The organism is Actinomyces weissii (genome assembly GCF_016598775.1).
In the GTDB taxonomy this organism is placed as follows: Bacteria; Actinomycetota; Actinomycetes; order Actinomycetales; family Actinomycetaceae; genus Actinomyces; species Actinomyces weissii.
Map to the genome: position 1 here is coordinate 2,014,576 of NZ_CP066802.1, position 26,626 is coordinate 2,041,201.

Sequence of the window (26,626 nt, forward strand, 5' to 3'; positions counted from 1 at the left end):
CGGACCTGGTCCTGTGGCGCAGGGGTCGCAGGAGGTGGCTGGCGGGGCGAGGGACCTCGTTTCGTGCGGCTAGGCGCAGCAGCGTGATGCCACAGACCTTGAAGTCGGCCTCCGGGTCGTGGGAGCGGTAACCCTTGTCGGTGACGATCGTGTGGGCGGTGGTGGGCGGGGAGGCATCTCGCGCAGAACCTCGCGCTCCTCGCGGCTCGGGCCGGTCAGGGCCCAGGCTGGCGGGGGCGGTGGCCTGGTGCAGGCCCCAGAGGAAGCGTCTTTCGGTATTGACACCCAGCAGCGGTGCGACGACAGCCCGGGACAGGACCTCGGCGTCAGCGATGGTCGGGAGCGGTCGCTGGGCGTGGGCGAGCGGGAACGATCTGGGGACGGGTCTTCAACGGGTCATCAGCGGTGACCTACAGTGCGGTAGCGAGGGGCTCCAGATCGGTGTCCACAATGAGTCCACCTTCCAACGGGGCCTGAAACTGGTACTTAGCAGCACCGCTAGCGCGAGCCCCTCGCCCACTCCCCCACGCCGACCCGCACCCCTTGGAATCAAGCATCTAGGCAACCTACCGTCGTTCAGCTGCCTGCCGAAGAATGCCTGCCCACCCATCGCGTCACACCAGGAGGCTGCGCCTGGCTGAGCAGACCCCCCGCAGACCCGTACTGTGGCATGATGAGGCGGTTTACCGATCCAGACAGCAGATTCGGAGCGCTCCATGCACGTCCTCATCACGGGCGGCGCCGGGTTCATCGGCGCCAACTTCGTCCACCAGACCCTCAACCGCTTCCCCGACGCCCAGGTGACGGTCCTGGACAAGCTCACCTACGCGGGCAACCAGGGCTCCCTGGCCGACGTCGCCGACCGCGTGAACCTGGTAGTAGGCGACATCGCGGACACGGACACGGTGGACCCGCTGGTGGCCGCCGCCGACGTCGTGGTCCACTTCGCGGCGGAGTCCCACAACGACAACTCCCTGCGGGACCCCTCCCCCTTCATCCGCACCAACCTGGTGGGCACCTTCACCCTGCTGGAGGCGGTGCGCCGTCACCAGGTCCGCTTCCACCACGTATCCACCGACGAGGTCTACGGGGACCTGGAGCTGGACGACCCCGCCAAGTTCACCCCCACCACCCCCTACAACCCCTCCTCCCCCTACTCCGCCTCCAAGGCCGGCTCCGACCTGCTGGTGCGGGCCTGGGTGCGCTCCTTCGGGGTGGAGGCCACGATCTCCAACTGCTCCAACAACTACGGGCCCTACCAGCACATCGAGAAGTTCATCCCCCGCCAGGTCACCAACCTGATCGACGGCGTGAGGCCCAAGCTCTACGGCGCCGGGGAGAACGTGCGCGACTGGATCCACGTGCTGGACCACAACGACGCCGTCTGGGACATCATCGAGAAGGGCCGGATCGGCGAGACCTACCTGATCGGGGCGGACGGGGAGAAGAACAACAAGGAGGTCGTCGAGCTCATCCTGGAGCTGATGGGCTTCGACAAGGACGACTACGAGCACGTCAACGACCGCCCCGGCCACGACATGCGCTACGCCATCGACAACTCCAAGCTGGTCAGCGAGCTCGGCTGGGAGCCGAAGTTCACCGACTTCCGCTCCGGCCTGCAGGCCACCATCGACTGGTACCGGGCCAACGAGGCCTGGTGGCGCCCGCTGAAGGCCGAGGTCGAGGCCAAGTACGCCGCCCAGGGCCAGTGACCCTGGCCTGCTAGGTGCCTGGGCCTTTCCAGCACGCCCAGGCACCTAGACCTCAGGGGGCAGCCGGTTAGAACCGGCTGCCCCCTTGACGTCCCCATCCTGGCCACTGGCTCTTTCTAAGGCTAGGGCCGCATCAGCTCATCACGGTGCTCGTCGTACCAGCCCGGGTATCCCCCAGGCACGAACGGCCACCGCAAGCCACCAACACCATTCTTGGACGCAATAAGCATCTGGTCACACAGCCCGCTGTAGGCCTGAGGACCAGGGGCACGGCCTTCTACCACGCCCCGCTAGATCGCCCACAGGACCCCGTGTACCGCCAGGTCAGCCTTGTTGCGCCTTATGACCTTACGGACCTTCTGGTCGTCAACGACCGCTACTCCGCCCAGGGACTGGGCCAGGGCAGCCACCCAGGCCTCTCCTGCATTGTGCTCGCCCCTGACCCCCATAAGCTTCTGCCAGTGTGCCAGCAGCAGGATGTCATCCAGGTCCTCCAGGTCCCGCACCTCCATCTGGCCGTCCGGGAACGACATGCCCTTGCGCGCGAGCTCCTCAGCCACCTTCAGCGGAACCACATGGTGACGGCCCCGCCCAGCCGCATCCAGCAGCCAGTCCAGGCGACCGCAGGCGATCGCGTACAGCAGGCCCGTGGCGTCCCAGACAAACGGCCTCTCAGCCACGGAGCACCCCAGCCGTCATCTCAGAGGCCCGGGCCGGGGTGATCAGGTTCTGCTCCAAGGCCGTGGCACAGGCCTTGATCCAGGGCCGAGCCAGCCCTGGCGGGCACACGTCCTCCCCCGGCAAGGCTCCCGTTACCCGCAGGAAGTCCGCGTCAGCCGGGTTCATACCCGCCTCTACTTGCGACAGGTCCAGGCCTAGAATCCTTGCCGTCTTAATGACCAGTGACCAGGAGACACGGTAGCTGGCGGCCAGATCCACCAGGGCGTCCCGGGACACTTCCTGCAGTTTCCTTACTGCGGCCTGAGGTAGAAGCAGCTCGGCAGCGAAGTCGTCAACAAGCCGCTCCCCCTCCGCCGGGCGGTTGTAGTGCCCGGCCGCCTCATAGGTGTCCCCAAAGACGTGGTGACCGATCTCGTGCGCCACGGTGGCTCGCCGCCGCCCCGGGTCAAGCCCCTCGTACACCAGGGCAACCCCGAGCCCCGGCTCCGGGGTCATGGAGACGCCGTCGATGTCAGCCTTCGTGGTGCGGATCCACAGACCTACCTCAGCGGCGACGTCTGCCATGCCCTCAAGCGGCTCATCACCCGCAGCGAGGAAGCTGCGCACCTCTCGGGCCGTCTGCTGGGCCTGCTCGCGGCTAGACACCCCTTGCCCACCGAAGGACAACTGAGCGGGAGAGATGAGCCCCGCCTCCCGGAGCTGGCACAGGTCCCGCCAGGCCCGGTCCAGCTCCAGCTCGGCGCGAAACTCCTTCCGCTCCTTGGGGGTCGCGCCCTCACCTACTGGCTTACGCGCCGCGACCACATCCGGCTCAGGGACAGCTACCAGGTCCACGAGAGAGACCTTGAGCGCCTCCGCGATCCTGGAGAGCTCCAGAGCCGAGACCTTCCTGTATCCAGACTCGATCCTGGACAGCGCGCTGCGTTCCAGGCCACAAGCACCTGCCAGCTCACTCTGGTCCAGTCCCACGCCCATGCGCACCTGCCTGACTCGGGCACCGAGCTCTGCAAAGTCCTTGACAGTCCCCATGTGTGTGATTTTCACACACATGAGCGACAGTGGCAACCAGAACGGCTGCCTGCCTCACTTCCCCGACCAACCGCTGGGGGTGGGAGGCCGTCTTGCGACGCGGCCGTGGCCAGCCTGCCCCGGGGCGGGGCGTTGGGCTAGCCGCAGGCGGTGATCCGCCACAGGGCGGCGGTGCCCCCGCCAGAGTCCGCCGAGCCAACCAGCTCCAGGTGCTCGCGGGGCACCTCCTCCAGGTGCGGCCCCCAAAGGGGCTGGCGGCCGCCCCCCGTGGCGCCGTCGGCGGGGGCGTCGTCGGAGTAGTAGTAGGCCACGCCCCGCCGTCGCAGTACCTCACAGACCTGCGGGTTGCTACCCAGCTCGTGCAGGTGCTCCCCCAGCCAGGCCAGCTCCTCGCTCCAGGGCACCAGCCGGGAGGGGTAGACCACCCGTACCCCGGCCACGCTCCAAAGGTAGGCGCTGCCGTTGGAGGGGTTGCCCACCACGACGGCGTCCTCAGGCAGCAGCCCTGGGGCGCGCCGGAGAAGCGCCAGCTCGTCGGCCGAGAGCATGGTGCCGTAGGAGATCCGCTGCGGGTCGTGGACGGCGGCCACCACCTCCTGGCGCAGGCCCCAGCGCCAGGCGGGCGCTAGCACCAGGGACAGCACCAGCAGCACCAGGGGCAGGCGCCCGGGCGGGGTGGTCAAAGCCGCACGCCAGCCAGGCACCCCCTGCCAGCGCCGGGCCAGCTCCTGGGCCCCCAGCACCGCCAGCACCAGCAGGCCGATGCTCACCAGCACCATCAGGCGCGCCCGCTGGGTGTACCAGGGACCCGCCAGCACCCGCAGCGGCCACTGGGTCCCGGCAGCCAGGAGCAGCAGCACCAGGGCCAGCCCCGTGCCCACCGCCCAGCGGCGCAGCACCGCGCAGGCGCGCCAGCCAGCCCCCACCGCCCCGGCCGCCAGCAGGAACACCAGGGCATTGCCGGGCACGTAAGGGGTGAAGGTGGCCAGCAGCGGGTGGTCCGCGACCACCGCGTAGAGGGTCTCCGGGATGTTCCCCGGCGGGCGCTCGTAGCCAAAGACCGAGGCCAGGGAGTCCCGCATGAGCCAGGCGCCCGCCGCGAGCAGCACCAGCCCCCCAGCTGCCAGGCCACCGAGCACCAGCCGCCCCCGCCCGCCTCGGCACCACAGGCGACCCACCGGGGCGGTCAGGGCCGCCAGCACCAGCGGCCCGGCCAGGACCAGCAGGTTGAAGGCCCCGGTACCGTGCGCCCCCACGACCCCCAGGGCAGCCAGGCCCAGCAGCCCCAGCGCCCGGCTGCGCCCCCGCAGCCCCAAGGTCCCCGGGCGGCAGGCCAGCTGCACCAGCGCCAGGCAGCCGGGCAGCAGGCACACGGACAGGGCGTAGGGCCAGACGCTGGTGAGCAGCAGCAGCACCGAGACCACCGAGCCCGACAACGCCACGCCCAGAGCCAGCCAAAGGCCGTCAGCCTGGGCCCAGGCCGGGTCCGCGCCGTCACGGTCGGCCAGCACCTCCCGGAGCAGGGCGGCCATCCCCAACGGCCAGACCAGCGCCGCCAGCACCAGCACCAGCACGTTCGCACCCGCCACCACGCTGCCGGGCAGCAGGGCCGCCAGAGCGTGCCACAGGCTCGGGTAGTAGAAGCGGTCCCCGTCGTACATGGGGGCGGTGGCCCCAAAGGGGCTGGCGTCGCCTTCGGCCCGGATGAAGGCGGTGACCGACAGGTGGTAGACGGCGTCGGAGGCCTGCAGCGGCGAGTCCAGGGAGCCGGTGGCCCGCAGCACGGGCAGGCCCGTGAGGCTGACCGCGAGCGCCAGCGCCCCTCCCACCAGCAGGCGCCCAGCCCGGGTCAGGGGCTCTGGCTGGAGGCTGGGCGCCTCCGGCGGCGCGGGCAGGAGGCGGGTGGCCAGCCCCAGCAGCACCGCCAGCCCCCACAGCCAGCCGAAGGGCCCTGTGAGCAGCTGGGCACGCTCCCAGGCCCACCCCAGCGGCGGCGCCAGCAGGGTCGCCAGGGTCACCAGCCCGCCGGTGAACGCTGGCGCGGCCCCGGCGGCGGTCAGACCACGCAGCCCCCAGGCCTGGGCCACCAACCAGCCGGGCAGCAGCAGGCCCACCACCGCGGCCACCGTCACCGGGACCGTCGCCCACCAGGAGCTCTCCGGGGCGCCTCCGGCCCCCAGGACCAGCGCCAGCAGCGCCACCCCGGCAGCCGGGGCGATCACGGCGCGGGCGAACAGGGGCCCCAGGGCCCGCAGCGCCTCGGTGGGCCACAGACGTGAGGTCATGCGCGCAGGCTCCTTGCTCGGTCGGCTTGCTCGGTCAGGCTCAGGGCAGGCACCGGCCGGGAGCCGCAGCGGGCGGGGGCGCGGGCAGCCTGCCGCGGACGCCGTCATGATATGCGGTGGTGCCGACACCCCGGCGGGGGCCGTGTGGAGGCGCTGTGCGACAATGCCCAGGTGGCTCACCACTCTGACGCTCCCTTGGCGCAGGCCCCGACGTCGGCCCCGCCACTGGATGACGCCTGGCCGGTCATCCCCCTGTTCAACGAAGGGCCGGTGATCCGTAAGGTCGTGGAGTCCGTACGGCAGGTCTTCCCACACGTGGTAGTGGTGGACGACGGCTCCCAGGACGACTCTGTGCAGCAGGCCCGCCTGGCCGGGGCCACGGTGCTGCGCCACCCCATCAACCTGGGGCAGGGAGCGGCCCTGCAGACAGGTTTCCAGTACCTGCTGGAGCGCACTGACGCCCGCTACGCGGTCACCTTCGACGCTGACGGGCAGCACAGAGTCCAGGACGCCGCCGCCATGGTGCAGGCTGCCCGCAGCGAGGACCTGGGCTTCGTGCTGGGCTCCCGCTTCCTGGACGGCAGCACCAAGGTCAGCCTGGCGAAGCGGGCGGTGCTGGGTGCGGCTACCTGGGTGTCCTCCCGCAGCACGGGTATGCGTCTCACCGACGCGCACAACGGCCTGCGGGTACTACGCCGGGACGCCATGGCCCGGCTGGAGCTGAGCCAGAACCGGATGGCCCACGCCTCCGAGATCATCAACCAGCTGGCGCGTACCGGGCTGCCGTGGCGGGAGCACCCAGTCCAGATCGCGTATACGGACTACTCCAAGGCCAAGGGGCAGTCCCTGTGGAACTCGGTGAACATCCTGGTGGACCTGGTCTTCTCCTGACCGGGCAGACAGTCCACATGCTTTGAGAGGAGGCCACCTTGGGCCCACAGATCGTCATCCAGACCATCCTGATAACCGCCGTCTGCCTGGTGGGCTGGATGCTTCTGCGCTCCCCCGGCGGGGACCGCCACCTGGCAGGACGGCGCCTGGTGACCCTGGCCTTCGTGGTCTTCGCCGTCGTGACCATTATCTTCCCCAGCCTGACCGGCCACCTGGCGCACCTGGTGGGGGTGGGCCGGGGCACGGACCTGCTGCTCTACGCCCTGGTGGTGGCCTTCCTGGTGCAGATGCTCTCCTCCTTCCGGCGCAACGCCGCCCTGGAGCGGCAGCTGACGCGCCTGGCCCGGCGGGTGGCCCTGGACGGCGCTCCGGCTCCAGCCGAGCCCCCCACCGAGCGGGGTCCGAGGTCCGGTGACGCGTAGGCCGGGTAGGTGGAGGCAGCAGCAGCGAGGCCTGACTTGCACCGGCGATCCTGAGCCCCGCCCGCAGGCAGACTCAACTCTTCCTGGGCTTCTGGGACCGCCGCACCTCCGCCTGCTCCCGCACCCGTAGCCCGGCGTCCACCGCCCAGCGCGCGGGCGCCTGCCACCAGGCCGGGTAGGCGCGGTGGAAGTAGCGGCGGGCCGAGGCGTGGTGGGCCCGGATCATCCGCTCCGGGCGGGCCTTCCAGCTGGCGCCCTGCTCATGGACGACGACGGCCTGGGGCACCTGCAGGTTCAGGCGCCCTAAGGCTGTTACCCGGGCCCCCAGGTCGGTGTCCTCAAAGAACATGAAGTAGCCGTCGTCAAAGCCGCCCAGCGCGCGCCAGACCTCTGCGGGCAGCAGCAGGCAGGCCCCCGAGAGCCAGCCCACGGCGTGCACGGTGTCCTGGTTGAGGCCGTGGTAGGCCTTGGAGAAGGGGTTGCCGGGCCACACGCGCCCCAGCACCGCGTGCCCCGCCCCCTTGAACAGGGAAGGTAGCTGCCGCCCCGAGGGGTACACGCTGCCGTCCGTGTTGAGGATCCGGGGCCCCAGGCAGCCAGCCTCCGGGTGGGCCAGCGCGGTGTCTATCAGCACGTCCAGGCTGCCGGGGCGCCACACCAGGTCCGGGTTGGCCACCACCAGCCAGTCCTCCGTCAGGTCTGCGGCACCGCGGTTCGCTCCGCCGCCGTAGCCGTGGTTGTGCCCGTCGCGCACCACCTGCGCGCCGTGCCGGGCGGCCAGCGCGTCAACCAGCTCGTGCTGCTGCCCGTTGTCCGCGATGACCACGTGCAGCGGCCGGGTGGTGGCCTGCTCCAGCGAGTCCAGGAAGTGCGCCAGCTCCTCACCCGGGTTGTAGGCGACGGTGACGACGCGGACAGGCGCGTCTGTGCCCTTCGTCCCGGGCACGCCTGCGGTTCCCTGCGGTCGTGATACTTGCCCCACGCGCAAAAGCCTAGCCGAGGCAGAGCCCACACCCGGGGTACGACAGTCCTGGTTATGATCGAGCACGTGCCAGCACCTAGGAACCGGCGCTACCGCCACGCAGACCGTGACCCGCGTACCTCCCTGCCGAGACGGATCGGGTTGGCCGCGCTAGCCGTAGTGCTCTTCCTGACCTCCGGGGCCGCATTCGCGCTGCACGACCTGCAGTCCAAGGTCCGTACCGTGGACCTGGCCGCGCTGCTCGGCTCAGAGAGGGCCGACAACGGCTCCAAGGACGCCTACAAGGGGCAGGCAGTCAACATCCTGGTGCTGGGCTCGGACACCCGGGCCGGCAGCAACAACGTGGACGGCTCCCAGGGCTCTGAGGAGGTCGCGGTGGCCCGCTCGGACACCGCGATGGTCATGCACCTGTCCGCCGACCGCAGCCGCGTGGACGTCGTCTCGATCCCCCGCGACACCCTGGTGTCGATCCCCAGCTGCACCCTGCGGGACAAGACGAGCTCCGCCCCGCAGGACGACACCATGTTCAACCAGGCCTTCGCCACCGGCGCGGGCACCGGCACGGACACCACGGCGATCGGCCTGGGTGCCGCCTGCGCCATCAAGACGGTCGAGGCCATGAGCGGCATCGTCATCCACGAGTTCGTGGTGGTGGACTTCTCCGGCCTGGAGCGCATGGTGGACGCCCTGGACGGCGTCGGCGTCTACGTCACCGAGGAGATCGACGACCCGCACTACACGGGCGCCCAGTTCTCCGTGGGCTGCCACCACATGTCAGGGGCGGAGGCGCTGCAGTACGCGCGCGTGCGCCACGGCGTCAGCAACGGCTCTGACACGAGCCGGATCGGGCGCCAGCAGAACCTCATGGGGGCGATGATCCGTGCCGCCGTCTCCAAGAACCTGCTGACCAACCTGGACGACCTGTACTCCTTCGCCTCCGCCGGGCTGAGCACCCTGACCGTCTCCAAGGGCATCGGCTCCCTGAGCACCCTGGCGGGACTGGCCAAGAGCGTCTCCGACGTCGGCATGGACAAGATCAACTTCATCGCCCTGCCCACCACCGAGGCCCCCTGGGACCCCAACCGGCTGGTGCCTACCCAGGACGCCAACCGCGTGTGGAAGGCCCTCAAGAAGGACGAGCCGGTCCCTTCCTCCACCGTGTCTGCCCAGGGTGACGGGACGGTAAACACCCCCACCCCCGAGGACAGCACCGCTCCCCAGGCCACGGAGGAGCCGGAGGCCACCCAGGTACCTGAGAACCAGGACCAGGCCCCCGCGCCGGCCACCGAGCCCAACCCGGCGGCCCAGTGCAAGTGAGCGCCCCACGCCTATGAGCGGACTCGAAGACCCCCAGGGCCTGCCTCCTAGGCAGCGGTCGCACCGACGCCAGGACTCCCCCGCCCTAGGCGAGACGACTGGCGCCCCCAGGCCCGGCCCGCAGCAGGGAGCCCGCCCCAGCCGTGCCCCCAGGCAGGGTGCCAGCGGTGGACCGCAGCTGCCGGTGCGCCGGGCACTGCGCGACCCCGCCGCCCCGGCTGGCCCGCAGGTGCGCCAGGGCTCCGGCATCAGGTCCCTGGGCAGCGTGGCACCGGAACCGTACGGCGCAGACCTGGATGAGCCCCAGCGCACCTCCGTGCTGCCTGCATCCCCACCCGCGACCCAGGCCTGGCCGGCTGGTCAACCGCGGACCCTGCCGCCGCAGCCCCACCCTGCCCCCGGCCCCCGGGGGTACACAGAGCCCGCCCGCCGTAGCCTCCCCCCGCAGGAGCCCCGTCCGGCGTCTGCGCGCCCCACCCGCAGGCGCAGGCGCCACCCCGTGCGGCGGGCCCTGCTCCTGGCCCTGGTGGTGCTGCTGGTGCTGGCCACCGCCCGGGCGGCCCTGCTGTGGCAGCAGGTCAACTCCTCCCTGAACCGGGTGGACGTGCTCTCCGGGGCCCCTGGCACCCCTGGGGACACCTGGCTGATCGTGGGCTCCGACTCCCGGGCCGACGGCTCCCTGGACGACGGCACCGAGGGTGCCCGCGCCGACTCGATCATGCTGCTGCACAAGGCCCCTAACGGCACCGCCGCACTGGTCTCCCTGCCCCGCGACACCTATGTGGAGGTCCCTGGGCACGGCGGCGACAAGATCAACTCCGCCTACTCCTACGGGGGCGGGGCGCTGCTGGTGGAGACGGTTGAGGAGCTTAGCGGCCTAACCGTGGACCACTACACCGAGGTCGGCATGGCCGGGGTGCAGGAGATCGTCGACGCCGTCGGCGGGGTGGAGCTGTGCCTGGACTACGACGTCGAGGACCAGGACTCCGGGCTGGTGTGGGACACCGCCCAGGGCGAGTGCCAGCAGGTGGACGGCACCAAGGCCCTGGCCTACTCCCGTATGCGCAAGTCCGACCCCAGCGGGGACATCGGGCGGGCCAGCCGCCAGCGCAGCGTCATCTCCAAGCTGGTGCGTAAGGCCGCCTCCCCCGGCGTCCTGGCCTCCCCATCCGGGCAGGACTCCCTGGTCGAGGCGGGCACGGGGCCCTGACCGTGGACGAGGACGCCGGGGTGGTGTCCCTGACCCAGATGCTCCTGGCCTTCCGCTCCTCCTCCAGCAAGGAGCTCAGCGGTGCGCCACCTATCGAGTCACTGGACTTTGAGCCTGGGGGCATCGGTTCGGCCGTGCTGCTGGAGGACACCACCGCACCGGAGTTCTTTGCCAAGCTGCGCCAGGGCACCCTCACCAAGGAGGACTTCCAGCAGCAGCCCTGAGGAGCCCGCCGCCGGGGCGGGTGCATTCTGTCACTGGTGGAGGCCTAGAACACCTCCCTGCTGCTAAGCCTGAGCAGTTTTCGGCTTGATTACGCGGTAGTTGAAGGATCGGCGGTCCGCTCGGGAGCTCCTGGTCCTCCACCAGTGACAGACCACCACCCAGCCCACCCCGCGCCTGCGTGGGATCGCCCTCCCAGCACCCCTCCACGACGCTCAACAGGTATCACCGCCCACTTCTGCGCGGGATCGCCACACAGCAGACGGCGGCGGCCCCTCCTGTACCGGAGCGAGCCGCCGCCGTCGTCGCTGTGCAGTGGCAGTGACCGCCTAGGCGAGGTGCGGGCGGGCCGGGTCCGCCTGCCAGGAGGCGAAGGAGGAGGAGACGATGTCGTCCAGGTCGTACTGCGCCTGCCAGCCCAGCACCCGCCCGATGCGGGAGGCGTCACCGATCAGCTGCGGCGGGTCACCGGCGCGGCGGGGCAGCTCCTCCGGCTCCACGTCCAGGCCGGTGGCGGCGATGACCTTGGAGACCACCTCGCGCACCGAGGAGCCCTGGCCCGTGCCCACGTTGAAGACGTGCTCCTCCATGTCGCGGCCACCAGCCAGGTAGTCCAGGGCGGCGATATGCGCCACGGCCAGGTCCTTGACGTGGATGTAGTCCCTGATGCAGGTCCCGTCCGGGGTGGGGTAGTCAGTGCCGAAGATCTTGGGGGTGTCACCCTTGGCCAGGCGGTCCAGGACCATAGGGATCAGGTTCAGGGTGGCCATGTCCCCCAGGTCGTCCCAGCCGGAGCCCGCCACGTTGAAGTAGCGCAGCCCCGCCCAGCGCAGGCCCCAGGCCCGCTCGCAGTCCGCCATCATCCACTCGCCGATCAGCTTGGTCTCCCCGTAGGGGTTGATGGGGCGGCAGTCGATGTCCTCCTGGACCACCTCCACCGGCGGCATGCCGTAGACCGCGGCGGAGGAGGAGAAGATCATCTGCTTGACCCCCGCCTGCTCCATGGCCGCCAGCATGTTGGCCAGGCCACCCACGTTCTGCTGGTAGTACCAGGCGGGGCGCTCCACCGACTCCCCCACCTGCTTGCGCGCCGCGAAGTGGATGACCGCCGTCACCCCGTGCTGCTCCATAGCCCCGGCCAGGGTGCTGGCAGCCTCGCCCGTGGCCACGTCCAGCTCCACCAGCGTGGCCCCCTCCACCCGGCTCGGTGAGCCGTAGGAGAAGTCGTCAACCACTACGACCTGCTCCCCACGCTCCAGCAGCAGACGGACCACGTGCGCGCCGATGTACCCAGCGCCTCCAGCAACAAGAATGCTCATGCCCTAATACTACCTTTCGCTACCAGATCCGAACAATAACGAACTTGGTTCTCGTGCCCCGCCCCCACCACCCGCAGCTCCCGAGCCCCCTGCTATACGTCGACGACGCCCGCCCCCGCAGCGCCACCCCGCGGCCGCCGGTACGCCCACCCCTCCAGGCTACCTAGCCGTAGGCTGGACCGGTGACCCGCACCTCCCCCTTGGACACCTCTGGAAGCCGCCACCGGCCCTGGCCCCGCGCCCTGCAGGTGCTGGCCGTGTGGGGCGCCGCCACGGCCCTGAGCTTCCTGGTGCTGCGCCTGGGGGCGCAGGACACCCCCGCCACCCCCTGGGGCGGGGCCGCACCCACCTGGCTGGAGCACATGGCCTTCTGGGACGCCGGCTGGTACGAGCGGGTGCTGGTGGAGGGCTACCCGGGGACGCTCCCGGAAGGGCCAGGGGGCCAGGTGCAGGCCAACGCCTGGGCCTTCATGCCCCTGCTGCCCTACCTGTGCCTGCCTCTGATGACTCTGGGGCTGCCTTTCTACGCCGCAGGCGCGCTGGTGGCCACGCTCGCCTCCGGGGCGGCCGCCATCGTGCTGGACCGGTGGCTGGCACCGCGTGCCGGGCAGGAAACCTCCTTGTGGGCGGTGGGCCTGCTGTGGGCCTCCCCCTGCGCCCCGGTGCTGCAGACGCCGTACGCGGAGTCCCTGGGGCTGCTGCTGGTGTCCGGGACCCTGCTCCTGGCTGAGCGGGGCCGCTACCTGACGGCGCTGCCGGTGGCCCTGCTGGCCACCTTCTCCCGCCCCGTGGGAGTACCCCTCTCCGCCACCCTGGGCCTGTGGTGGGCCTGGCGGGTGCTCAGCACCGGGGCCGTCCCCCTGCCTGCAGCCCTGGCCCGGCTGCGCAGCCCCCTGGCCGCCTGGCTACCCACGGCGGGCGGGCCCGTCCCAGCCGCCAGCTCCGGCTCGACGGCGGACGCCGCCCCTGGCCTCGGCTCCCCCTCCAGCACCCTCCTGAGGGTTGGCTCCTGCTCCGCCCCTGACACCCCTGCCCGCCCCACCTGTGCAGCCGTCCGCCCGCACGGACTGCTGGGCCTGAGCCTGGCGACGGGCTGCGCCGCCCTGTCCTGGCCCCTGCTGGCCGCACTGGCCACCGGGCGGGCCGACGCCTACACCGCCACGGAGACCGCCTGGCGCGGCCAGCACCTGACGCCCTTCCTCCCCTGGCTGGAGCGCTCGGGGTACTTCGTCGGCCCCCACCTGGGGCCGCTGCTGCTTGCCGCCGGGCTGCTGCTGATGCTGCTGGCCCTCACCTCCCCGGCGCTGCGCGGCCTCGGGCCCGCCGCCTGGTGGTGGTGCGTGGGCTACCTGCTCTACCTGCTGACCTTCTTTGACCCCACCACCTCCCTGCTGCGGCTGCTGCTGCCCCTGGCCCCCGCGGCCTGGGCCCTGGCCTGCACGGTGCGCCCCCGCCGTCGCCGCCTGGCGCTGCTGCTGCTTGCCCTGGTCGGGCAGCTGTTCTGGGTCAGCTGGGTGTGGGACCTGGGCTCCGTGACCATCCAGTGGGTCCCCTGACCTGCATCGCCAAGCGCATAGCGGTTCCGGGAGCGCCACGGCCACCCCGTAGGATGGCGCGGTGACCACCGCGACCAAGACCGTGCCCACCAGCTCCGTGAAGCAGCGGCTGCTGGCCTGGGTGCGGGAGCTGCTGCAGTTCGGGACGGTCGGTGGCCTGGCCTTCGTCGTCGACGTCGGGCTCTTCAACCTCCTGCAGCACGGACCCACCGGGGTACTGGCTGGCCACCCCAACAGCGCCAACGTGGCCTCAGCGGCGGTGGCCACCACCTTCTCCTGGACCATGAACCGCCTGTGGACCTACCGGGGCCGCACCCAGGAGAACGCGGCGCGCGAGGCCTTCCTCTTCGTGATGGGCAACCTCGGCGGCCTGGTGATAACGCAGCTGTGCCTGCTGTTCACCCACCACGTGCTGGGGCGCACCAGCCCGTTGGCGGACAACGTAGCCGCCTACGTCGTCGGCTTCGCCTTGGGCACGGCCTTCCGCTTCCTCTTCTACCACTACGTGGTGTTCACCGGAAAGGGCAGGCAGGCCGCCACCAAAGGCGCCTGAGCGACGACGTCGCCACCCCCAGCCCCCAAGAGCAACCAGGCCGTGCCCCGCCGTCGGGTGCAGCCACGCCGTCGCCGCAGCCCACCAGAGCCCCACCCTGCCACCGTGCCCAAGGCCACAAGACCTTTGAGGTAATGCTCATGGCCTGCCCCACTGGCCGCCACCTAGCCTGGGGGGTGTGACCGCACTTGCCACGGCCCTTACGGCCGGACTCTCCGCAGCCCTGCCCCTCCCCGCCCTGCCTGCCCCCGCCCTGGGGCCCGAGTGGCTGGACCCCGCCAACATGATCTCCGCCTTCGTGGGCTGGGTAGGTCCGTGGGCGATCCTGGGCGTGATGCTGGTGATCTTCGCGGAGACCGGCCTGCTGGTGGGCTTCTTCCTGCCCGGGGACTCCCTGCTGTTCACCCTGGGGATGTTCGTGGCCATCGGTGAGGCCGACCCTAGCCGTGGTGTGCCCGTGCACATCTGGGTGGCGGCGCCCCTGATGTTCCTGGCGGCTGTGCTGGGCAACCAGTGCGGGTACCTGATCGGCCGCAAGGCGGGCCCGGCGGTCTTCAACAAGCCTGACTCGCGCTTCTTCAAGCAGGAGTACGTGGAGCGCACCGAGGTCTTCTTTGAGAAGCACGGCGGCAAGGCCATCACCCTGGCCCAGTTCGTGCCGATCGTGAGGACCTTCACCCCGGTCATGGCGGGCGTGGGCCGTATGCACTACCTGCACTTCCTGGGCTTCAACGCCCTGGGGGCGACCTTCTGGGGCTTTGGTATCACCTGGCTGGGCTACCTGCTGGGCAACATCCAGTGGATCCAGAAGAACATCGACGTGATGATCCTGGTAATCGTGGGGATCTCCGTGCTGCCGATGGTCCTCTCCGCCCTGCGCAGCTGGCTGGCCTCCCGCAAGCAGCAGGCCGTGGTGGCCGACGCCCCGCAGGCCGGGGTGGCCGACGTCGACCTCCAGCAGTCCTGAGCGCCCGCCGGATGGGGCGGTGCCACGCAGCCCTGAGCTCGGCGCGGCTGTTGCCTGGCCTGGGCTCCCTCTCACGGAAGTGCAGACTTTGCATCTCCTCCAGTGCCAGCCCACTTTCTGAGCTCCCCCTACGGAGGTGCGAAAGCCTTCGCTGCCAGCCCTGCCCAGCGCCCTGAGAGTTGCCTTGCCAGGGAGGAACACCCACCGCCGCAAGCCACAGGACACGCAGGACGCCAGTAACTTAGGCTCCCCTTACCGGTCTCGCGGTACATATGTCCCGGTCTCGCGGTACATATGTCCCGGTCTCGCGGGAGAGAGTAGGGTGAGAGGGGGTTAGAAGCGGCGCCAGCGGCCCACGCTGACCAGGGCCCCCTGCGGCAGCACCTTGTGCGGGTCCAGGGAGCGGGGCACCGCGTTGAGGAACACGGAGAACACCGGCGGGCGGCGGGACCGCAGCTCTATCCGGCCACCGTCGGCCTCCACCAGGTCCTTCGCCAGGGCCAGCCCCACCCCCGTCGAGCCGTGCCCGGAGACCGCCCGCTCAAAGATGAACGGTGCCAGCTCGTCGCTGACCCCCTTGCCCTCGTCGGCAATATCAATAAAGACGCCGGTCCCGCCGTTGGCGCTGCGCACGCTCACGCTGGTGGTCCCCGCTCCGTAGCGCAAGGAGTTCTCGATGACGGTGGCCAGCACCTGCGCCAAGGAGCCCGGGCTGGCCAGCACCGGCATACCCACCTCGTCGTTCAGCACCAGGCGGCGGCCAGCCGCCACGAAGGCTGGCTCCCACTCCTCGCGCTGCCGCGCGAACACGTCCTCCAGGCGCAAGGCCTCCGTACTGCCACCGCTAGCCCGCCGGGAGGCCTTGAGCAGGTCCTCCACCACCCCCGCCAGCCGCTCCACCTGCTCCAGGCAGGCGTGCGCCTCAGCGCGCGTGGCCTCGTCCGGGGCCGTCAGCTCAATCTCCTCCAGCCGCAGGGACAAGCCGGTCAGCGGGGTGCGCAGCTGGTGGGAGGCGTCAGAGGCGAACTGCCGCTCCGCCGCGATCCGCCCCGCCACCCGCTCCGCGGAGCGCACCAGCTCGGCCTGCACCAGGTCGATCTCCTCGATCCCGGAGGCGCGCGGGCGGGGCCGCACCTGCCCCGAGCCCAGCTGCTCAGCCTCCGCCGCCAGGTAGATCAGGGGCGCGGAGATACGCCGGGAGCCCTTCGCGGCGACGACGTAGGCCGCCGCAGCCGCCACCAGAGCCAGCCCGAGAATGGTCAGGACCACCGTGAACAGCACCTCCAGCCGGTCGTCAGGGTCCGGGGTGCTGCGCCAGGCGAGCACCACCCAGGCGCTGCCCAGAGGCACCCCCAGGACCGCGACGGCCACAGCCACCGAGGTCATCGCCATCGCCATGCTGCGACGTCGCACCGGCCCCTCCTAGACCATCCAGACACGACCGGCCAGCGCCGGGCAGGCCACCTGCTCAGGCAGCAACCAGGCGGTAACCGCCCTCCTCGGTCAGCAGCATGGCCGGGGCGTCCGGGTCGTCCCCCAGCTTGCGCCGCAGCCAGGTCACGTGCATCTCCAGGGACTGCTTGCTGCCGGTGGGGTCCTCACCCCAGACCTCCTTGAGCACGTCCTCGCTGGCCAGCACCTGGCCCGCGCTGCGCACCAGCACCCGCAGCAGCTCGAACTCGCGGGTGGTCAGCTGCAGCTCCCGGCTGCCTACGAAGGCGCGCCGTGCCGCGACGTCCACCTTGACCTCACCCGCCGTCAGGGTCTCCTCAATGGCCTCCCCGGAGGCCCGGCGCACCTGGGAGCGGACGCGGGCCAGCAGCTCGGCCAGGCGGAAGGGCTTGGTCACGTAGTCGTCGGCCCCGGCGTCCAGGCCCACCACCTTGTCGGTCTCCTCACCGCGGGCGGTGAGCATGAGGATCGGAGTGGTCAGGCCCTGGGCCCGGACCTGGCGGGCCACGTCCAGGCCGTCGATGTCCGGCAGGCCCAGGTCCAGCACGATGATGTCGGCGCGGGAGACCTCACCCAGGGCGCCGTTGCCGGTGCCGTGGGTGACTACCTCATAGCCCTCCCGGCCGAAGGCTCGGGCCAGGGGCTCGGAGATAGCAGGGTCGTCCTCAACGAGAAGCACAGTGATCACGCTTTTGATATTAGGTGAGGTTCCCACAGCAGTCATCCTTTCCCAGGAGGCGATCAGTCCTCCTTCTGGCAGTTCTCAGAGTTAGGGTTGCGGGCAGCCTAGGCAGCGCCAGGGCTCAAGCCCGTTCCAGCTCCCAGGGGACTATCTGCCCCAGTCCACGCACCACCACCTCGTGGCAGGGGCGGACCCGGTACCGGGAGCCAGCCGGGCCGTTGACCAGGGCCAGCGCCGTGGGCTCGTCCATGCGGATCCCCCCGGGAGCGGCGGTGTCAACCAGCCGGGAGGCCAGGTTGACGGTGGGCCCGAACACGTCGCCGGAGCGGGAGACCACCCGCCCGTGGACCAGGCTGGCCCGTACCAGCAGCATGTCCGGCCCGGCCTGCAGCTCGTCCACCAGGGCGGTGACGACGTCGGCGGCGGTGGGCAGGTCGTCCGCGATGTACATGACGGCGTCGCCGATGGTCTTGACCACCCGGGCCCCCCGCGAGGTGACCACGTCCCGGGCCGTGGACTCGAAGTCGTTGAGCATGCTGGTCAGGTCCGCGACCCCCATGGTCTGGGCCCGCTTGGTGAAGGACACGATGTCCACGAAGCCGAGCGAGCGGGTCAGGGGGAACAGGTCCTGCCCCACCTCCTCCTGCCCCCGGCGGGCCACCTCCGCCTCCGTGCGGGACACCAGGGCCGCCAGGTGACGCTTCCAGGCGTAGACCACCTGGGCGACCAGGGGCTCGATCATCTCCTCCACGTGCTCCAGGCAGAGCAGGCGGGCGGCGGAGTCGTCCATGGAGCGTCGGCGTGAGAGCTCGAAGACGAAGGCCTCCAGCTGCCACAGCACCAGCCTGTCCATCGTGTAGGACTGGGCGCGCAGCAGCTCGTTGAGGGTGGCCCGGGACAGGCGCTTCTCCTTGAGCAGGTTGATGACGCTCTTCAGGGAGTCCACGTCCTGGTCCGTGAACAGCACCTGGCCGGGCATGACGTCGGCAAAGCCCATGGCCCGCCAGAAGCGCTCGGCGTCGCTGACCTCTACCCCAGCCTGCCGGGCCAGGCCCTCCAGGTCGTAGCAGGGCTCCCCTCCCAGCAGCGCACGCAGGCTGGACCCGCTGCGGCCCAGCCCTGAGGGGGGCTCCGCCGCAGGCTGGGACGCCTCGACGACAGGGGCAGCAGGCGCTGCTACAGCGTGCTCTACAGAGACATCCTGACCGGTCCCGCTCGGGCCGTGCGGAGGGGCGGCCCCCACCTGATCGCCTTCTGTCCGCCCGCTCGGGGCAGCGTGCGCGGCCCGCCCGCTACCTGTGGCGTCAGCCGGAGCCCCCGTGGCAGGCGCGGGGACAGAGGGCAGGCCGTCAGCGGGACGCCCCTGGCCGGGACGGCTGGAGGCCACGGCGGAGTGCGTGCAGGAGCCCACACCCGGGGCGGCCTGTGCCTGCCCCTGTGCGGCTCCGGTCTGCGCCTGCTCCGTACTCACTGGGCCAGAGTATCCCAGATCACACCAGGATGCCGCACAGAGGTCACCTCTGCTACCGCAAGGACCCGCAAGGAACCCGCTGGGTCACGTAGTACCAGACCTGGTTCCAGCCCTACCGCCAGTCCTTCCACCGGGTCCTGCAGCCCCGGGACCTGCGCCTGGCACCACTGCCCCAGGGTGCTGCAGCCCTGGCGCACCGCCGCCCCCAGGGGGCATCCGGGGGCGTCCGGGTCCCCCTGCGCCGCCTCCCACCGACGCAGCAGGTCCGCCAGGTGGTGGCCAACCAGGTCCAGCACGAGGTCGGCGTCCCACCCGGCTGCGGGGCCGCCGTCTGCCGGAGCCGGCAGGAGACCAGCTTCACCAGCCTGCGGGAGCACCGCTGCCGGAGCAGCCCCCAGGCTGCTCAGGGAGGCCGCCCAGGGCACAGGCAGGCCAGAAGCCTGCTGCCCCAGGTTCACCCCGATGCCCACGACGACGGCGCCTGCGGCCTCCCGGTCGGCGGGAGCCAACGGGCTGAGCCCGCCGCGGGGGGAAACCAGCTCCGTGAGCACCCCGGCCAGCTTGCGGCTGCGGCCCCAGCCGGGCAGGTCCTCCACCTGCTGGGTGGCCTTGGCAGGCGGTGCTGCCGGACCCTGGCCTGCGGCGGCAGGACCACTCTGGGCGGGGACAGCCACGACGTCGTTGGGCCACTTGGTGCGCAAGGACCAGCCGCTGCCTGCCAGCAGGGGGCTGAGGGCCTGGCACACGGCCAGCCCGGCCAGCAGCGGCAGCCAGCCGAGCCGCTCAGCGGGGACCAGGGGGCGCAGCACCACGGAGGCGGTCAGGGCCCCGGCAGGGGGCGTGACCCAGGTGTGCTCGGCCCGGCCCCTCCCGCTGGTCTGCTCCGCGGCACGCAGCACGGAGAGGTGGGGCCAGCAAGGGCCGCTGGCCGGGTCCAGCAGGCCGTCCGGGCCGCTGAGCGCGGCCCGCAGGTCGTCGTTGGTGGAGCCCGTGCGGGGCACCACCACCCGGCGTGCCCAGGGAGAGCCGGTCCGGGGGCCTGCTCGTCCCGGCCCGGGGTGTCCGACGGTGCTCACGGGCAGAGCCTAGTGCAGCGGCTACGGCACAGCCCCTTCAGCCGCACCGGCCTCGCGCCCCTGTGGCCCCACGCTACGGCGGCCGTCAGGCAGATGCCCGTACCACCGTGCGGGTTTACCACTGCGGCGCAGCCCCTCCAGCCGCACCGGGCAGGCGGCGGTACAGCGTACCTCCCCGGTTGGCAGCCCCGACGCGCCTTGCCCCCACGGCCGCTACGGCGTCCTGGCAGGTACCCCGGTAGGTGGCGCGCAAGTGGTTAGGCTCAGGGCGTGATCGTGCTTGCCTCCCAGTCCCCCGGCCGTCTGTCCACCCTGCGCGCAGCAGGGGTGGAGCCCCTGGTGCGGGTCTCCACGGTGGACGAGGACGCCGTGCTGCACGCCCTGCGCGCCCAGCACCTGCAGGAGGGCCGCCCCGCCCCGGGGCCCGTTGAGCAGGTACAGGCCCTGGCCCGGGCCAAGGCGCTGGACGTGGCGGCCCGGCTCAGCCCCCAGGAAGTGGCGCAGGCCAGTGGCCAGGGCGGCTGCGTCGTCGTCGGCTGTGACTCCATGCTGGAGCTGGACGGTCAGGTGCTGGGCAAGCCCGGCAGCCCCGAGAAGGTCCGCGAGCGCTGGCTGACCATGCGAGGACGTAGCGCCGTGCTGCACTCAGGGCACTTCCTGGTGCGGGTGGCTGACGGAGCCACTGCCGCAGGCGTGAGCTCGGGAGTGGTGCACTTCGGCCACCCCACGGAGGCGGAGATCGCCGCCTACGCGGCCACCGGCGAGCCTCAGTGGTGCGCGGGGGCCTTCACGATCGACGGCCTGGGCGGGGCCTTCATCGAGTCCGTGGAGGGTGACCCGCACGGGGTGGTGGGTATCTCCCTGCCGCTGCTGCGCCGTCTGCTGGCAGGGCTGGGGGTCACCTGGACGGACCTGTGGAGCCTGCCGGGCGGGGTCCGGTGAGGCGGCTGCTGGTCGCGGCCCGTGGGCTGACGGCCATAAGGGTGGCGGCCACGGCACGGCGCTGCGGCTGGGAGCCGGTCGGGGTGCTCACGGCCGCTGAGCGCGACGCCGGGTGGACGCGCACCCTGACAGAGGCGACGCTGGTACCTGCCTACGACGACGTCGCCGCGCTGCTGGCTGCCGCCCGAGAGCTGGGGGCCACCGGGCTGCACCCCGGAGTGGGTTTCGCGGCGGAGAGCGCCGCGCTGGCCCGCGCCTGCCAGGAGGCGGGCCTGTGTTGGGCCGGACCGGACCCGCAGGTGCTGGAGGTGCTGACGGACAAGACCCGGCTGGTGCGCCTGGCCGCTCGCCTGGGACTGCTGGTGCCGCGCAGCTGGGGTCCGTTGGCGGGGCTGGCGGACCTGGAGCAGGCGCTGCGGGAGCTGGACGGCCCCGGGGTGCTCAAGCCGGTGCACGGCGGGGGCGGACGCGGGGTGGTGGAGGTGCCGGGGCCCCTGGCTGCCCGGGCCACCTGGGAGCGGGCACAGGGCCTGGGGGCGCTGCTGCTGCAGGAGCGTGTGCCGCGGGCCCGGCATATAGAGGTCCAGGCCCTGGGAGACGGTCGCGGGCAGGTGGTAACCCTGGGCACCCGGGAGTGCTCGGTGCAGCGGCGGGCTCAGAAGCTCCTGGAGGAGGCTCCGGCCCCGGGCCTGGCGGCCGCCACGGAGCAGGCTCTGGCTGAGGGGGCTCGCCGCCTGCTGCGTGAGGTGGGGCTGCGCGGGGCCGCCACCTGCGAGTTCCTGCTGCCGCAGACCGGTGCGCCGGTGCTGCTGGAGGTCAATGCGCGACTGCAGGTGGAGCACGCCGTCACGGAGGAGGTCACCGGGGTGGACCTGGTGGCCGCCCAGCTGTCCCTGGCCCAGGGGGCGGGGCTGCCCCAGGCCCTGGACGCCGGGCGGCGGGCGGCCAGGCAGGCGGGTTGGGAGGGCCTGGCGGAGCCGTCCTCACCCTCTGTCATCGGCGTTTCGGAGGACTGCGTCCCCACCCACGGGCACGCCGTAGAGGTGCGCCTCTACGCGGAGGACCCGGTCACCCTGGTGCCGCAGGTGGGGACGGTGCTGCAAGCCCAGCTGCCCCTGTCGACCGCGAGGCTGCGCGCCCAGGTGGCGCGGAGGCAGGTGACGGCAGCCCGTCTGCGGGTGCAGCGGGGCACCTTCCCGGGGGACGCCCTGCGCCCGGAGTTCTCGGAGCCGCTGGCGCTCCTGGCGGCGGTGGGGCGGGACCGCCCGGAGGCGCTGCGCACGCTCCAGGAGGCCCTGGCTGAGGTGGAGGTGGCCGGTCCCCGCACCCTGGCCCCGCTGCTGCAGCAGGTGCTGGGCTCGGAGGCGCTGCAGCGGGGGCGGGTGAGCACCGGCTGGCTGGAGGAGGCCCTGGCGGCAGGCCGCCTCGGCCCCGGCTCCCCCGAGGATGCTTGGACGACGACGCCCGCGCCCGCCGAGCCCACGGCCCTTGCGGGCGGCACCGCGGGTCTCACAACCGGTTTCAGTGCTGCTGGCTCTTCTGCCGGCCCAGGCAGCACCGCCGCCGCCCCGGGCTCCCTGGTCGAGCTGCGCGCCCCGCTGGCGGGCACCTGCGTGAGCACCAGGCCCCCCGGTAGCCAGGTTGCTGCTGGAGAGCAGGTGGTGGTGCTGGAGGCCATGAAGATGCGCCTGCCGGTGCCGACGCCGGTGGCGGGGGTCGTGGAGTCCGTGCCCCTGGAACCCGGACAGCCCGTGCCGGGCGGGGCCCTGGTGGCCCGGGTACGCGCAGGCACCGCCCCTGCCCCAGGACCCGCTCCCGCGGCCCCGGCTACCACCGGGTCCGCCCCCCAGCCTGGCCACCCGGCCCCGGCTGGTCAGCGCCCTGCCACCCGCCCCCGCCCCCAGGCCGACCGCAGCGCCCGGGCCCGGGCCCAGTCCCTGGCGGACCCAGGCAGCCTCAGCCAGGTAGTGGAGGCCGACGCGGTACTGACCGCCCAGGCCCGTGTAGCGGGCCGCGACGTCGCCCTGTGGGTCCAGGACCCCACCGTCAAGGGAGGCACGATCGGTCTGGAGGGGGCGCGGCGGGTGGCCAGCCTGGTCGAGGCAGCCGCCGCCTCCGGCCTGCCGGTGCTGAGCGTGCTGGACGGCGGCGGTGCCCGCGTGCAGGAGGGCGTGGACGCCCTGGCCGGGGTGGGGCTGGTCCTGGCCGCGCAGCGCCGCGCCCACGGTCAGGTCCTGCAGATCGGCCTGGTGCTGGGGGCGGCAGCCGGCGGGGCCGCCTACTCCCCCGCCCTGGCGGACCTGCTGGTGATGGTGGAGGGGCCGGGCCAGCTCTTCCTGACTGGCCCGGCGGTGCTGGCCGCCTCCACCGGGGAGCAGGTGGACGCACAGTCCCTGGGCGGGGCGGAGCTGCACGCCACCCGTTCAGGCACCGCGCACCTGACGGTCCCCGACCAGGAGGCAGCCTTCGCCGCAGCCCGCCGGCTGGTTTCCTACGCCCCCGTGCTGCGGCAGGGGCGGCGGGCGCTGCCCCTGCGCCGGGGCGGGGCGGGGTGCGTCCCCGTGCCGGGTGACCAGGTAGCTGCCCTGGCGGTGCCCGCAGACCGGGCGGAGCCCTATGACGTGCGCGAGCTGCTGCGGTCCCTGACGGACCGTTCTGAGCTGGAGGAGCTGCGCCCCCGCTGGGCTACCAGCGTGGTCACGGCCCTGGCCCGGGTGGAGGGCCTGCCCGTGGGACTGGTGGCCCCTCAGCCCCAGGTCCTGGCCGGGGCCCTGACACCGGAGGCCGCCCAGAAGGTCAGTGAGCACCTGGGCCTGTGCGTGCGCCTGGGCCTGCCCGTGGTCACCGTGGTGGACACGCCAGGCTTCCTGCCCGGCCCGGCGCCAGAGGCTGGCGGGGTGGTGCGGCACGGAGCGGCGCTGGTGTCCGCCTACGCGAGCCTGCGGGCAGCTGGCTGCCAGGCGGTGACCCTGGTGACGCGGCGCGCCTACGGTGGCGCCTACGTGGCCCTGGGCTCCAAGCCCCTGAGCGGGGCGTGGGCGCTGGCCTGGCCGCAGGCGCGGATCGGGGTGATGGACGCCCGCAGCGCCGTCGGCCTGGTGCACCGGCGGCGGCTGGCACAGGCCCAGCAGGCCGGGGCGGCGGAGGTGGAGGGGCTGCGTGCCCGGCTGGTGGCGGAGCAGGAGGCCACGGAGGCGGCCCCCCAGGCCGTGGCCCTGGGCTGGGTGGATGAGCTCGTGGAGCCTGACGCCACCCGCGCCCGGATCGTCCAGCTGCTGACGACGCCGCCCCCGCCTGCGGCAGCGGCCCGTGCCGGGCAGGCCACGGCGCCGGGCAGCAACGGCTTCCAGGCAGACCACGGCGCCACCGGGCCGAGCGACGACAGCACCGGCGGCTCCGGGCCTGTAGCAAGGCAGTCTGCGGGGCCCGGCGCAGCGCTCGGTACCGCACCCGCCGCGCCGCAGGAGCAGGCCCCGCTGGTCGCGCCGGTGGACGTGGTGCACCACCCGGGTGACGGCTGGGTCGACTGCGGCTGCGGGGCACGCCACTGGGGACTGGCCGGGGCGGCCGGGGTGCTGCTGTGGCGGTCTGCGGACGTGGGGCTGGAGGTGCTCCTGCAGCAGCGGGCCAGGTGGACGCACCACGGGGGCTGCTGGGGGCTGCCCGGTGGGGCCGTGGCCCAGGGCGAGGACCCGGCACAGGCGGCCCTGCGGGAGCTGGAGGAGGAGACGGGGGTGCCTGCCACGCTGGTGCGTCTTGGGGCGCACCACCTGCAGCAGCACCCGGACTGGTCCTACACGACCTTCACGGCCCGGCTGCTACCCGACCCCGGGCTGGACAGGCTGGTGCCCTGCGACGGGGAGTCCGCCTCCCTGCAGTGGGTCCGGCTCCACCACGACGCCCACGGTGCCTGGCGGCCACCAGCCCCAGAGGTCAAGGACCCCTCCCTGACGGCTGGGATGCCTGCACCGGCAGGGGGGACGGGACGGCTGCTGCCAGCCCTGGCCGCAGTCTGGGAGGAGCTGGCGGGGCTGCTGCCTCGCGGTACCCGCTGAGCCCGGGACCGCCGGGGGTCAGTCCTCCGCCAGGGGGGTCAGCAAGGAGGTCAGCAGGGCCAGCTGGTCCGGGGGGACCCGGTCAATCACGTGCCGACGCACACCGTCCAGGTGCAGCGCGGCGGTGCGGGCCAGGAACTGCTGGCCCGTCTCAGTCAGGTGGCAGAACACGCCGCGCCGGTCAGAGGGGCACGAGCTGCGGCTGACATGGCCGGCCTTCTCCAGACGGGACACCGTGTGCGTCAGGCGGGAGCGGGACTGGGCAGTGCCCTGGGCCAGCACGCTCATGCGCAGCGAGTTCCCCTCCGCCTCCAGCAGACGCACCAGGATCTCGTACTCGTGCAGGGAGATGCCCGCACCTTCCTCCAGCTCCCGGTTCAGGGCGGCGGTCACGGAGGTGGAGGCCAGCAGGAAGGCCCGCCAGGCCGCCATCTCCTGCGGGTCCAGGGGGCGCCGGGCACCGTCAGGCTGTCCGCAGCCACTAGGCTGGCCGCAACCGCGCACCTGCCCGCACTGGGTCTGTGACATGCCTTGCACGGGATCCTCTTTCCCACATACCGTCATTAAGTGAACGGTCAAGTATAAGCACAGGGAACCGTCTGACCCTGCGGTTGTGGCCCATCCCCTAGCTGCGCACCCTGTGGTCACCACGGCGCAGCAGCAGCCGTCCCGCGTGCCAGAGGCCGCCGTCCCGGTCTGCCGCCAACCACACCGTACCGTCCAGGGCCAGGGGCAGCGGCCGCAGGAACCGCAGGTCCGCCTCAGGGGCACGCAGGGGTGCTACCGCCAGGGACAAGGCCGCCAGCAGCATGCCGTGGACCACTACCGAGCCAGCTCCCACCGGCAGCCCCAAGGCGTGCGCGCGGCCCGGCTCCACGTGTATGGCGTTACGGTCGCCGCTGGCCTGCGCCCAGGCCCGCACATCAGCAGGAGACAGCTGCAGCCGCGGCCCACCTGCCCCAGGCACGGCACCAGCCAGCGCCTCCGCCTGCGGCAGGACCTTGGGGACAGCCCCGGGCTGCTGCCCCAGGTACCGTGCGAGATCGTGCACGACCCGGGGCGTCCCCGCCCCCGGGGACCGCCAGCAGGTCGAGGCGCGCAGCAACTCCCAGCCTGCGCGTCTGCCCAGCACCTCCACCGTGGTGCACGCCTGCTCCGGGGCAGGCTGCCGGTCGTCGGACGGCTGCCCGGGCGCACCGGGGCGCAAACGGCAACGGCGGTGCACCAGGCCGTCCCACTGCTGCTCCCCCAGGGACTGCCTGACCTGGTCCAGCCCTGCCAGCGCCGGCCTGAGCAGCGACGTCACCTGCTGCGCCCGCGCCCCAGCGTCTGCCAGCTCGCAGCGCTGCAGCACCTCCTCCAGGACCGGACCGACCCGCCCGGACCGGGCGGGAGCACCACCTGCGGGGGCCGCGGCACGCTGAGGCCCCGCCAACCTGGGGTTGACGGGGCCTGGTCTGCTCACAGCCGGATGCTACCGGTCCGAGCCGGTTCGCCGCTCAGCGGGTCTCACGGTGCTCGGTGTGCTTGCCGCAACGGGAGCAGAACTTGCTGATGGCCAGCCGGTCCGGCGTGTTACGGCGGTTCTTCTTGGTGATGTAGTTGCGCTCCTTGCACTCCGAGCACGCCAGAGTGATCTTGGGGCGAACGTCCGCGCTCTTGCTAGCCACGTTGTGCTCCTCTTTGTTGATCCTCGAGCAGCCGGTGGCGCCTTGCTCGAAACGTACGTAGCGGGGGAGGGACTCGAACCCTCGACCTCACGATTATGAGTCGTGCGCTCTAACCAGCTGAGCTACCTCGCC

23 protein-coding genes and 1 tRNA gene are annotated in these 26,626 nt (G+C 72.1%); 11 read left to right on the plus strand and 13 right to left on the minus strand.

Annotation, left to right across the window (positions count from 1 at the left end):
• Positions 1 to 716 precede the first annotated feature (716 nt).
• Positions 717 to 1,712 carry a dTDP-glucose 4,6-dehydratase gene (gene rfbB / locus JG540_RS08145; RefSeq protein ID WP_200275238.1) on the plus strand — a complete coding sequence of 332 codons (996 nt, stop codon included), beginning with the start codon at positions 717 to 719 and terminating at the stop codon, positions 1,710 to 1,712.
• A 290-nt stretch (positions 1,713 to 2,002) separates the two neighbouring features.
• Here rfbB and JG540_RS08150 read toward each other — a convergent pair whose 3' ends face one another.
• The 3 genes from JG540_RS08150 to JG540_RS08160 form a co-directional block, all read right to left on the minus strand.
• Complete coding sequence (locus tag JG540_RS08150) at positions 2,003 to 2,392, minus strand: hypothetical protein (RefSeq protein ID WP_200275239.1); 390 nt, start codon at positions 2,390 to 2,392, stop codon at positions 2,003 to 2,005.
• Positions 2,385 to 3,422: a helix-turn-helix domain-containing protein gene (locus JG540_RS08155; RefSeq protein WP_200275240.1), complete on the minus strand. Its 1,038-nt coding sequence runs from the start codon at positions 3,420 to 3,422 to the stop codon at positions 2,385 to 2,387. Before JG540_RS08155 ends, JG540_RS08150 begins: the two co-directional genes overlap by 8 nt.
• Before the next feature lie 137 nt (positions 3,423 to 3,559).
• Positions 3,560 to 5,707 (minus strand): DUF6541 family protein, encoded by a 2,148-nt coding sequence (locus JG540_RS08160; protein WP_200275241.1) that lies wholly within the window; start codon positions 5,705 to 5,707, stop codon positions 3,560 to 3,562.
• A 171-nt stretch (positions 5,708 to 5,878) separates the two neighbouring features.
• Between JG540_RS08160 and JG540_RS08165 the strand changes: the two genes are divergently transcribed.
• Positions 5,879 to 6,598, plus strand: a complete 720-nt coding sequence (locus JG540_RS08165) for a glycosyltransferase family 2 protein (protein ID WP_234042756.1) — start codon at positions 5,879 to 5,881, stop codon at positions 6,596 to 6,598.
• Between the two features lie 38 nt (positions 6,599 to 6,636).
• Positions 6,637 to 7,020, plus strand: coding sequence for a DUF2304 domain-containing protein (locus JG540_RS08170; RefSeq protein ID WP_200275244.1), 384 nt, complete (start codon positions 6,637 to 6,639; stop codon positions 7,018 to 7,020).
• A gap of 73 nt (positions 7,021 to 7,093) precedes the next feature.
• Here JG540_RS08170 and JG540_RS08175 read toward each other — a convergent pair whose 3' ends face one another.
• Positions 7,094 to 7,966 (minus strand): glycosyltransferase family 2 protein, encoded by an 873-nt coding sequence (locus JG540_RS08175; protein ID WP_234042757.1) that lies wholly within the window; start codon positions 7,964 to 7,966, stop codon positions 7,094 to 7,096.
• Between the two features lie 90 nt (positions 7,967 to 8,056).
• On the opposite strand from JG540_RS08175, the gene JG540_RS08180 reads away from it, so the two are divergent.
• From JG540_RS08180 to JG540_RS10430, 3 genes are all read left to right on the plus strand, one after another.
• On the plus strand, positions 8,057 to 9,319 hold the full coding sequence (locus JG540_RS08180) for an LCP family protein (RefSeq protein ID WP_200275248.1): 1,263 nt from the start codon (positions 8,057 to 8,059) through the stop codon (positions 9,317 to 9,319).
• 499 nt (positions 9,320 to 9,818) lie between these two features.
• The gene (locus JG540_RS10425) at positions 9,819 to 10,529 is read left to right on the plus strand and encodes an LCP family protein (protein WP_234042759.1); all 711 of its coding nucleotides are present in this window, start codon (positions 9,819 to 9,821) and stop codon (positions 10,527 to 10,529) included.
• 2 nt (positions 10,530 to 10,531) lie between these two features.
• Positions 10,532 to 10,753: a hypothetical protein gene (locus tag JG540_RS10430; RefSeq protein WP_234042761.1), complete on the plus strand. Its 222-nt coding sequence runs from the start codon at positions 10,532 to 10,534 to the stop codon at positions 10,751 to 10,753.
• 327 nt (positions 10,754 to 11,080) lie between these two features.
• On the opposite strand, the gene galE is transcribed toward JG540_RS10430, so the two are convergent.
• On the minus strand, positions 11,081 to 12,070 hold the full coding sequence (gene galE / locus JG540_RS08190) for a UDP-glucose 4-epimerase GalE (RefSeq protein WP_200275250.1): 990 nt from the start codon (positions 12,068 to 12,070) through the stop codon (positions 11,081 to 11,083).
• Between the two features lie 182 nt (positions 12,071 to 12,252).
• On the opposite strand from galE, the gene JG540_RS08195 reads away from it, so the two are divergent.
• The 3 genes from JG540_RS08195 (at position 12,253) to JG540_RS08205 (ending at position 15,146) form a co-directional block, all read left to right on the plus strand.
• Complete coding sequence (locus JG540_RS08195) at positions 12,253 to 13,626, plus strand: hypothetical protein (RefSeq protein ID WP_200275252.1); 1,374 nt, start codon at positions 12,253 to 12,255, stop codon at positions 13,624 to 13,626.
• Positions 13,627 to 13,687: 61 nt separating this feature from the next.
• Entirely contained in the window at positions 13,688 to 14,179 is a 492-nt protein-coding gene (locus JG540_RS08200) for a GtrA family protein (protein WP_200275254.1), read from the plus strand.
• A 178-nt stretch (positions 14,180 to 14,357) separates the two neighbouring features.
• Positions 14,358 to 15,146 carry a VTT domain-containing protein gene (locus tag JG540_RS08205; protein WP_234042762.1) on the plus strand — a complete coding sequence of 263 codons (789 nt, stop codon included), beginning with the start codon at positions 14,358 to 14,360 and terminating at the stop codon, positions 15,144 to 15,146.
• Between the two features lie 333 nt (positions 15,147 to 15,479).
• On the opposite strand, the gene JG540_RS08210 is transcribed toward JG540_RS08205, so the two are convergent.
• From JG540_RS08210 to JG540_RS08225, 4 genes are all read right to left on the minus strand, one after another.
• Positions 15,480 to 16,559 (minus strand): sensor histidine kinase, encoded by a 1,080-nt coding sequence (locus tag JG540_RS08210; RefSeq protein ID WP_200275257.1) that lies wholly within the window; start codon positions 16,557 to 16,559, stop codon positions 15,480 to 15,482.
• Positions 16,560 to 16,614: 55 nt separating this feature from the next.
• Complete coding sequence (locus JG540_RS08215) at positions 16,615 to 17,286, minus strand: response regulator transcription factor (RefSeq protein ID WP_200275259.1); 672 nt, start codon at positions 17,284 to 17,286, stop codon at positions 16,615 to 16,617.
• A gap of 115 nt (positions 17,287 to 17,401) precedes the next feature.
• Positions 17,402 to 18,751: an adenylate/guanylate cyclase domain-containing protein gene (locus tag JG540_RS08220; protein ID WP_407648317.1), complete on the minus strand. Its 1,350-nt coding sequence runs from the start codon at positions 18,749 to 18,751 to the stop codon at positions 17,402 to 17,404.
• Positions 18,748 to 19,827, minus strand: coding sequence for a biotin--[acetyl-CoA-carboxylase] ligase (locus tag JG540_RS08225; RefSeq protein WP_200275261.1), 1,080 nt, complete (start codon positions 19,825 to 19,827; stop codon positions 18,748 to 18,750). The genes JG540_RS08220 and JG540_RS08225 overlap by 4 nt, the downstream gene beginning before the upstream one ends.
• A gap of 270 nt (positions 19,828 to 20,097) precedes the next feature.
• On the opposite strand from JG540_RS08225, the gene JG540_RS08230 reads away from it, so the two are divergent.
• Together JG540_RS08230 and JG540_RS08235 are read left to right on the plus strand one after the other, a co-directional pair.
• Positions 20,098 to 20,769 (plus strand): nucleoside triphosphate pyrophosphatase, encoded by a 672-nt coding sequence (locus JG540_RS08230; protein ID WP_200275263.1) that lies wholly within the window; start codon positions 20,098 to 20,100, stop codon positions 20,767 to 20,769.
• Positions 20,766 to 24,824 carry a carboxyl transferase domain-containing protein gene (locus tag JG540_RS08235; RefSeq protein ID WP_200275265.1) on the plus strand — a complete coding sequence of 1,353 codons (4,059 nt, stop codon included), beginning with the start codon at positions 20,766 to 20,768 and terminating at the stop codon, positions 24,822 to 24,824. The genes JG540_RS08230 and JG540_RS08235 overlap by 4 nt, the downstream gene beginning before the upstream one ends.
• Before the next feature lie 18 nt (positions 24,825 to 24,842).
• On the opposite strand, the gene JG540_RS08240 is transcribed toward JG540_RS08235, so the two are convergent.
• The 4 genes from JG540_RS08240 to JG540_RS08255 all read right to left on the minus strand — a co-directional run bounded on the left by JG540_RS08240 (position 24,843) and on the right by JG540_RS08255 (position 26,626).
• Positions 24,843 to 25,352, minus strand: a complete 510-nt coding sequence (locus JG540_RS08240; protein WP_234042763.1) for a MarR family winged helix-turn-helix transcriptional regulator — start codon at positions 25,350 to 25,352, stop codon at positions 24,843 to 24,845.
• A 97-nt stretch (positions 25,353 to 25,449) separates the two neighbouring features.
• On the minus strand, positions 25,450 to 26,289 hold the full coding sequence (locus JG540_RS08245) for a MaoC/PaaZ C-terminal domain-containing protein (protein WP_200275269.1): 840 nt from the start codon (positions 26,287 to 26,289) through the stop codon (positions 25,450 to 25,452).
• 34 nt (positions 26,290 to 26,323) lie between these two features.
• A complete protein-coding gene (gene rpmG / locus JG540_RS08250; protein WP_026426483.1) occupies positions 26,324 to 26,494 on the minus strand; it encodes a 50S ribosomal protein L33 in 171 nt (56 codons plus the stop codon).
• Between the two features lie 58 nt (positions 26,495 to 26,552).
• Positions 26,553 to 26,626, minus strand: a tRNA-Met gene (locus tag JG540_RS08255).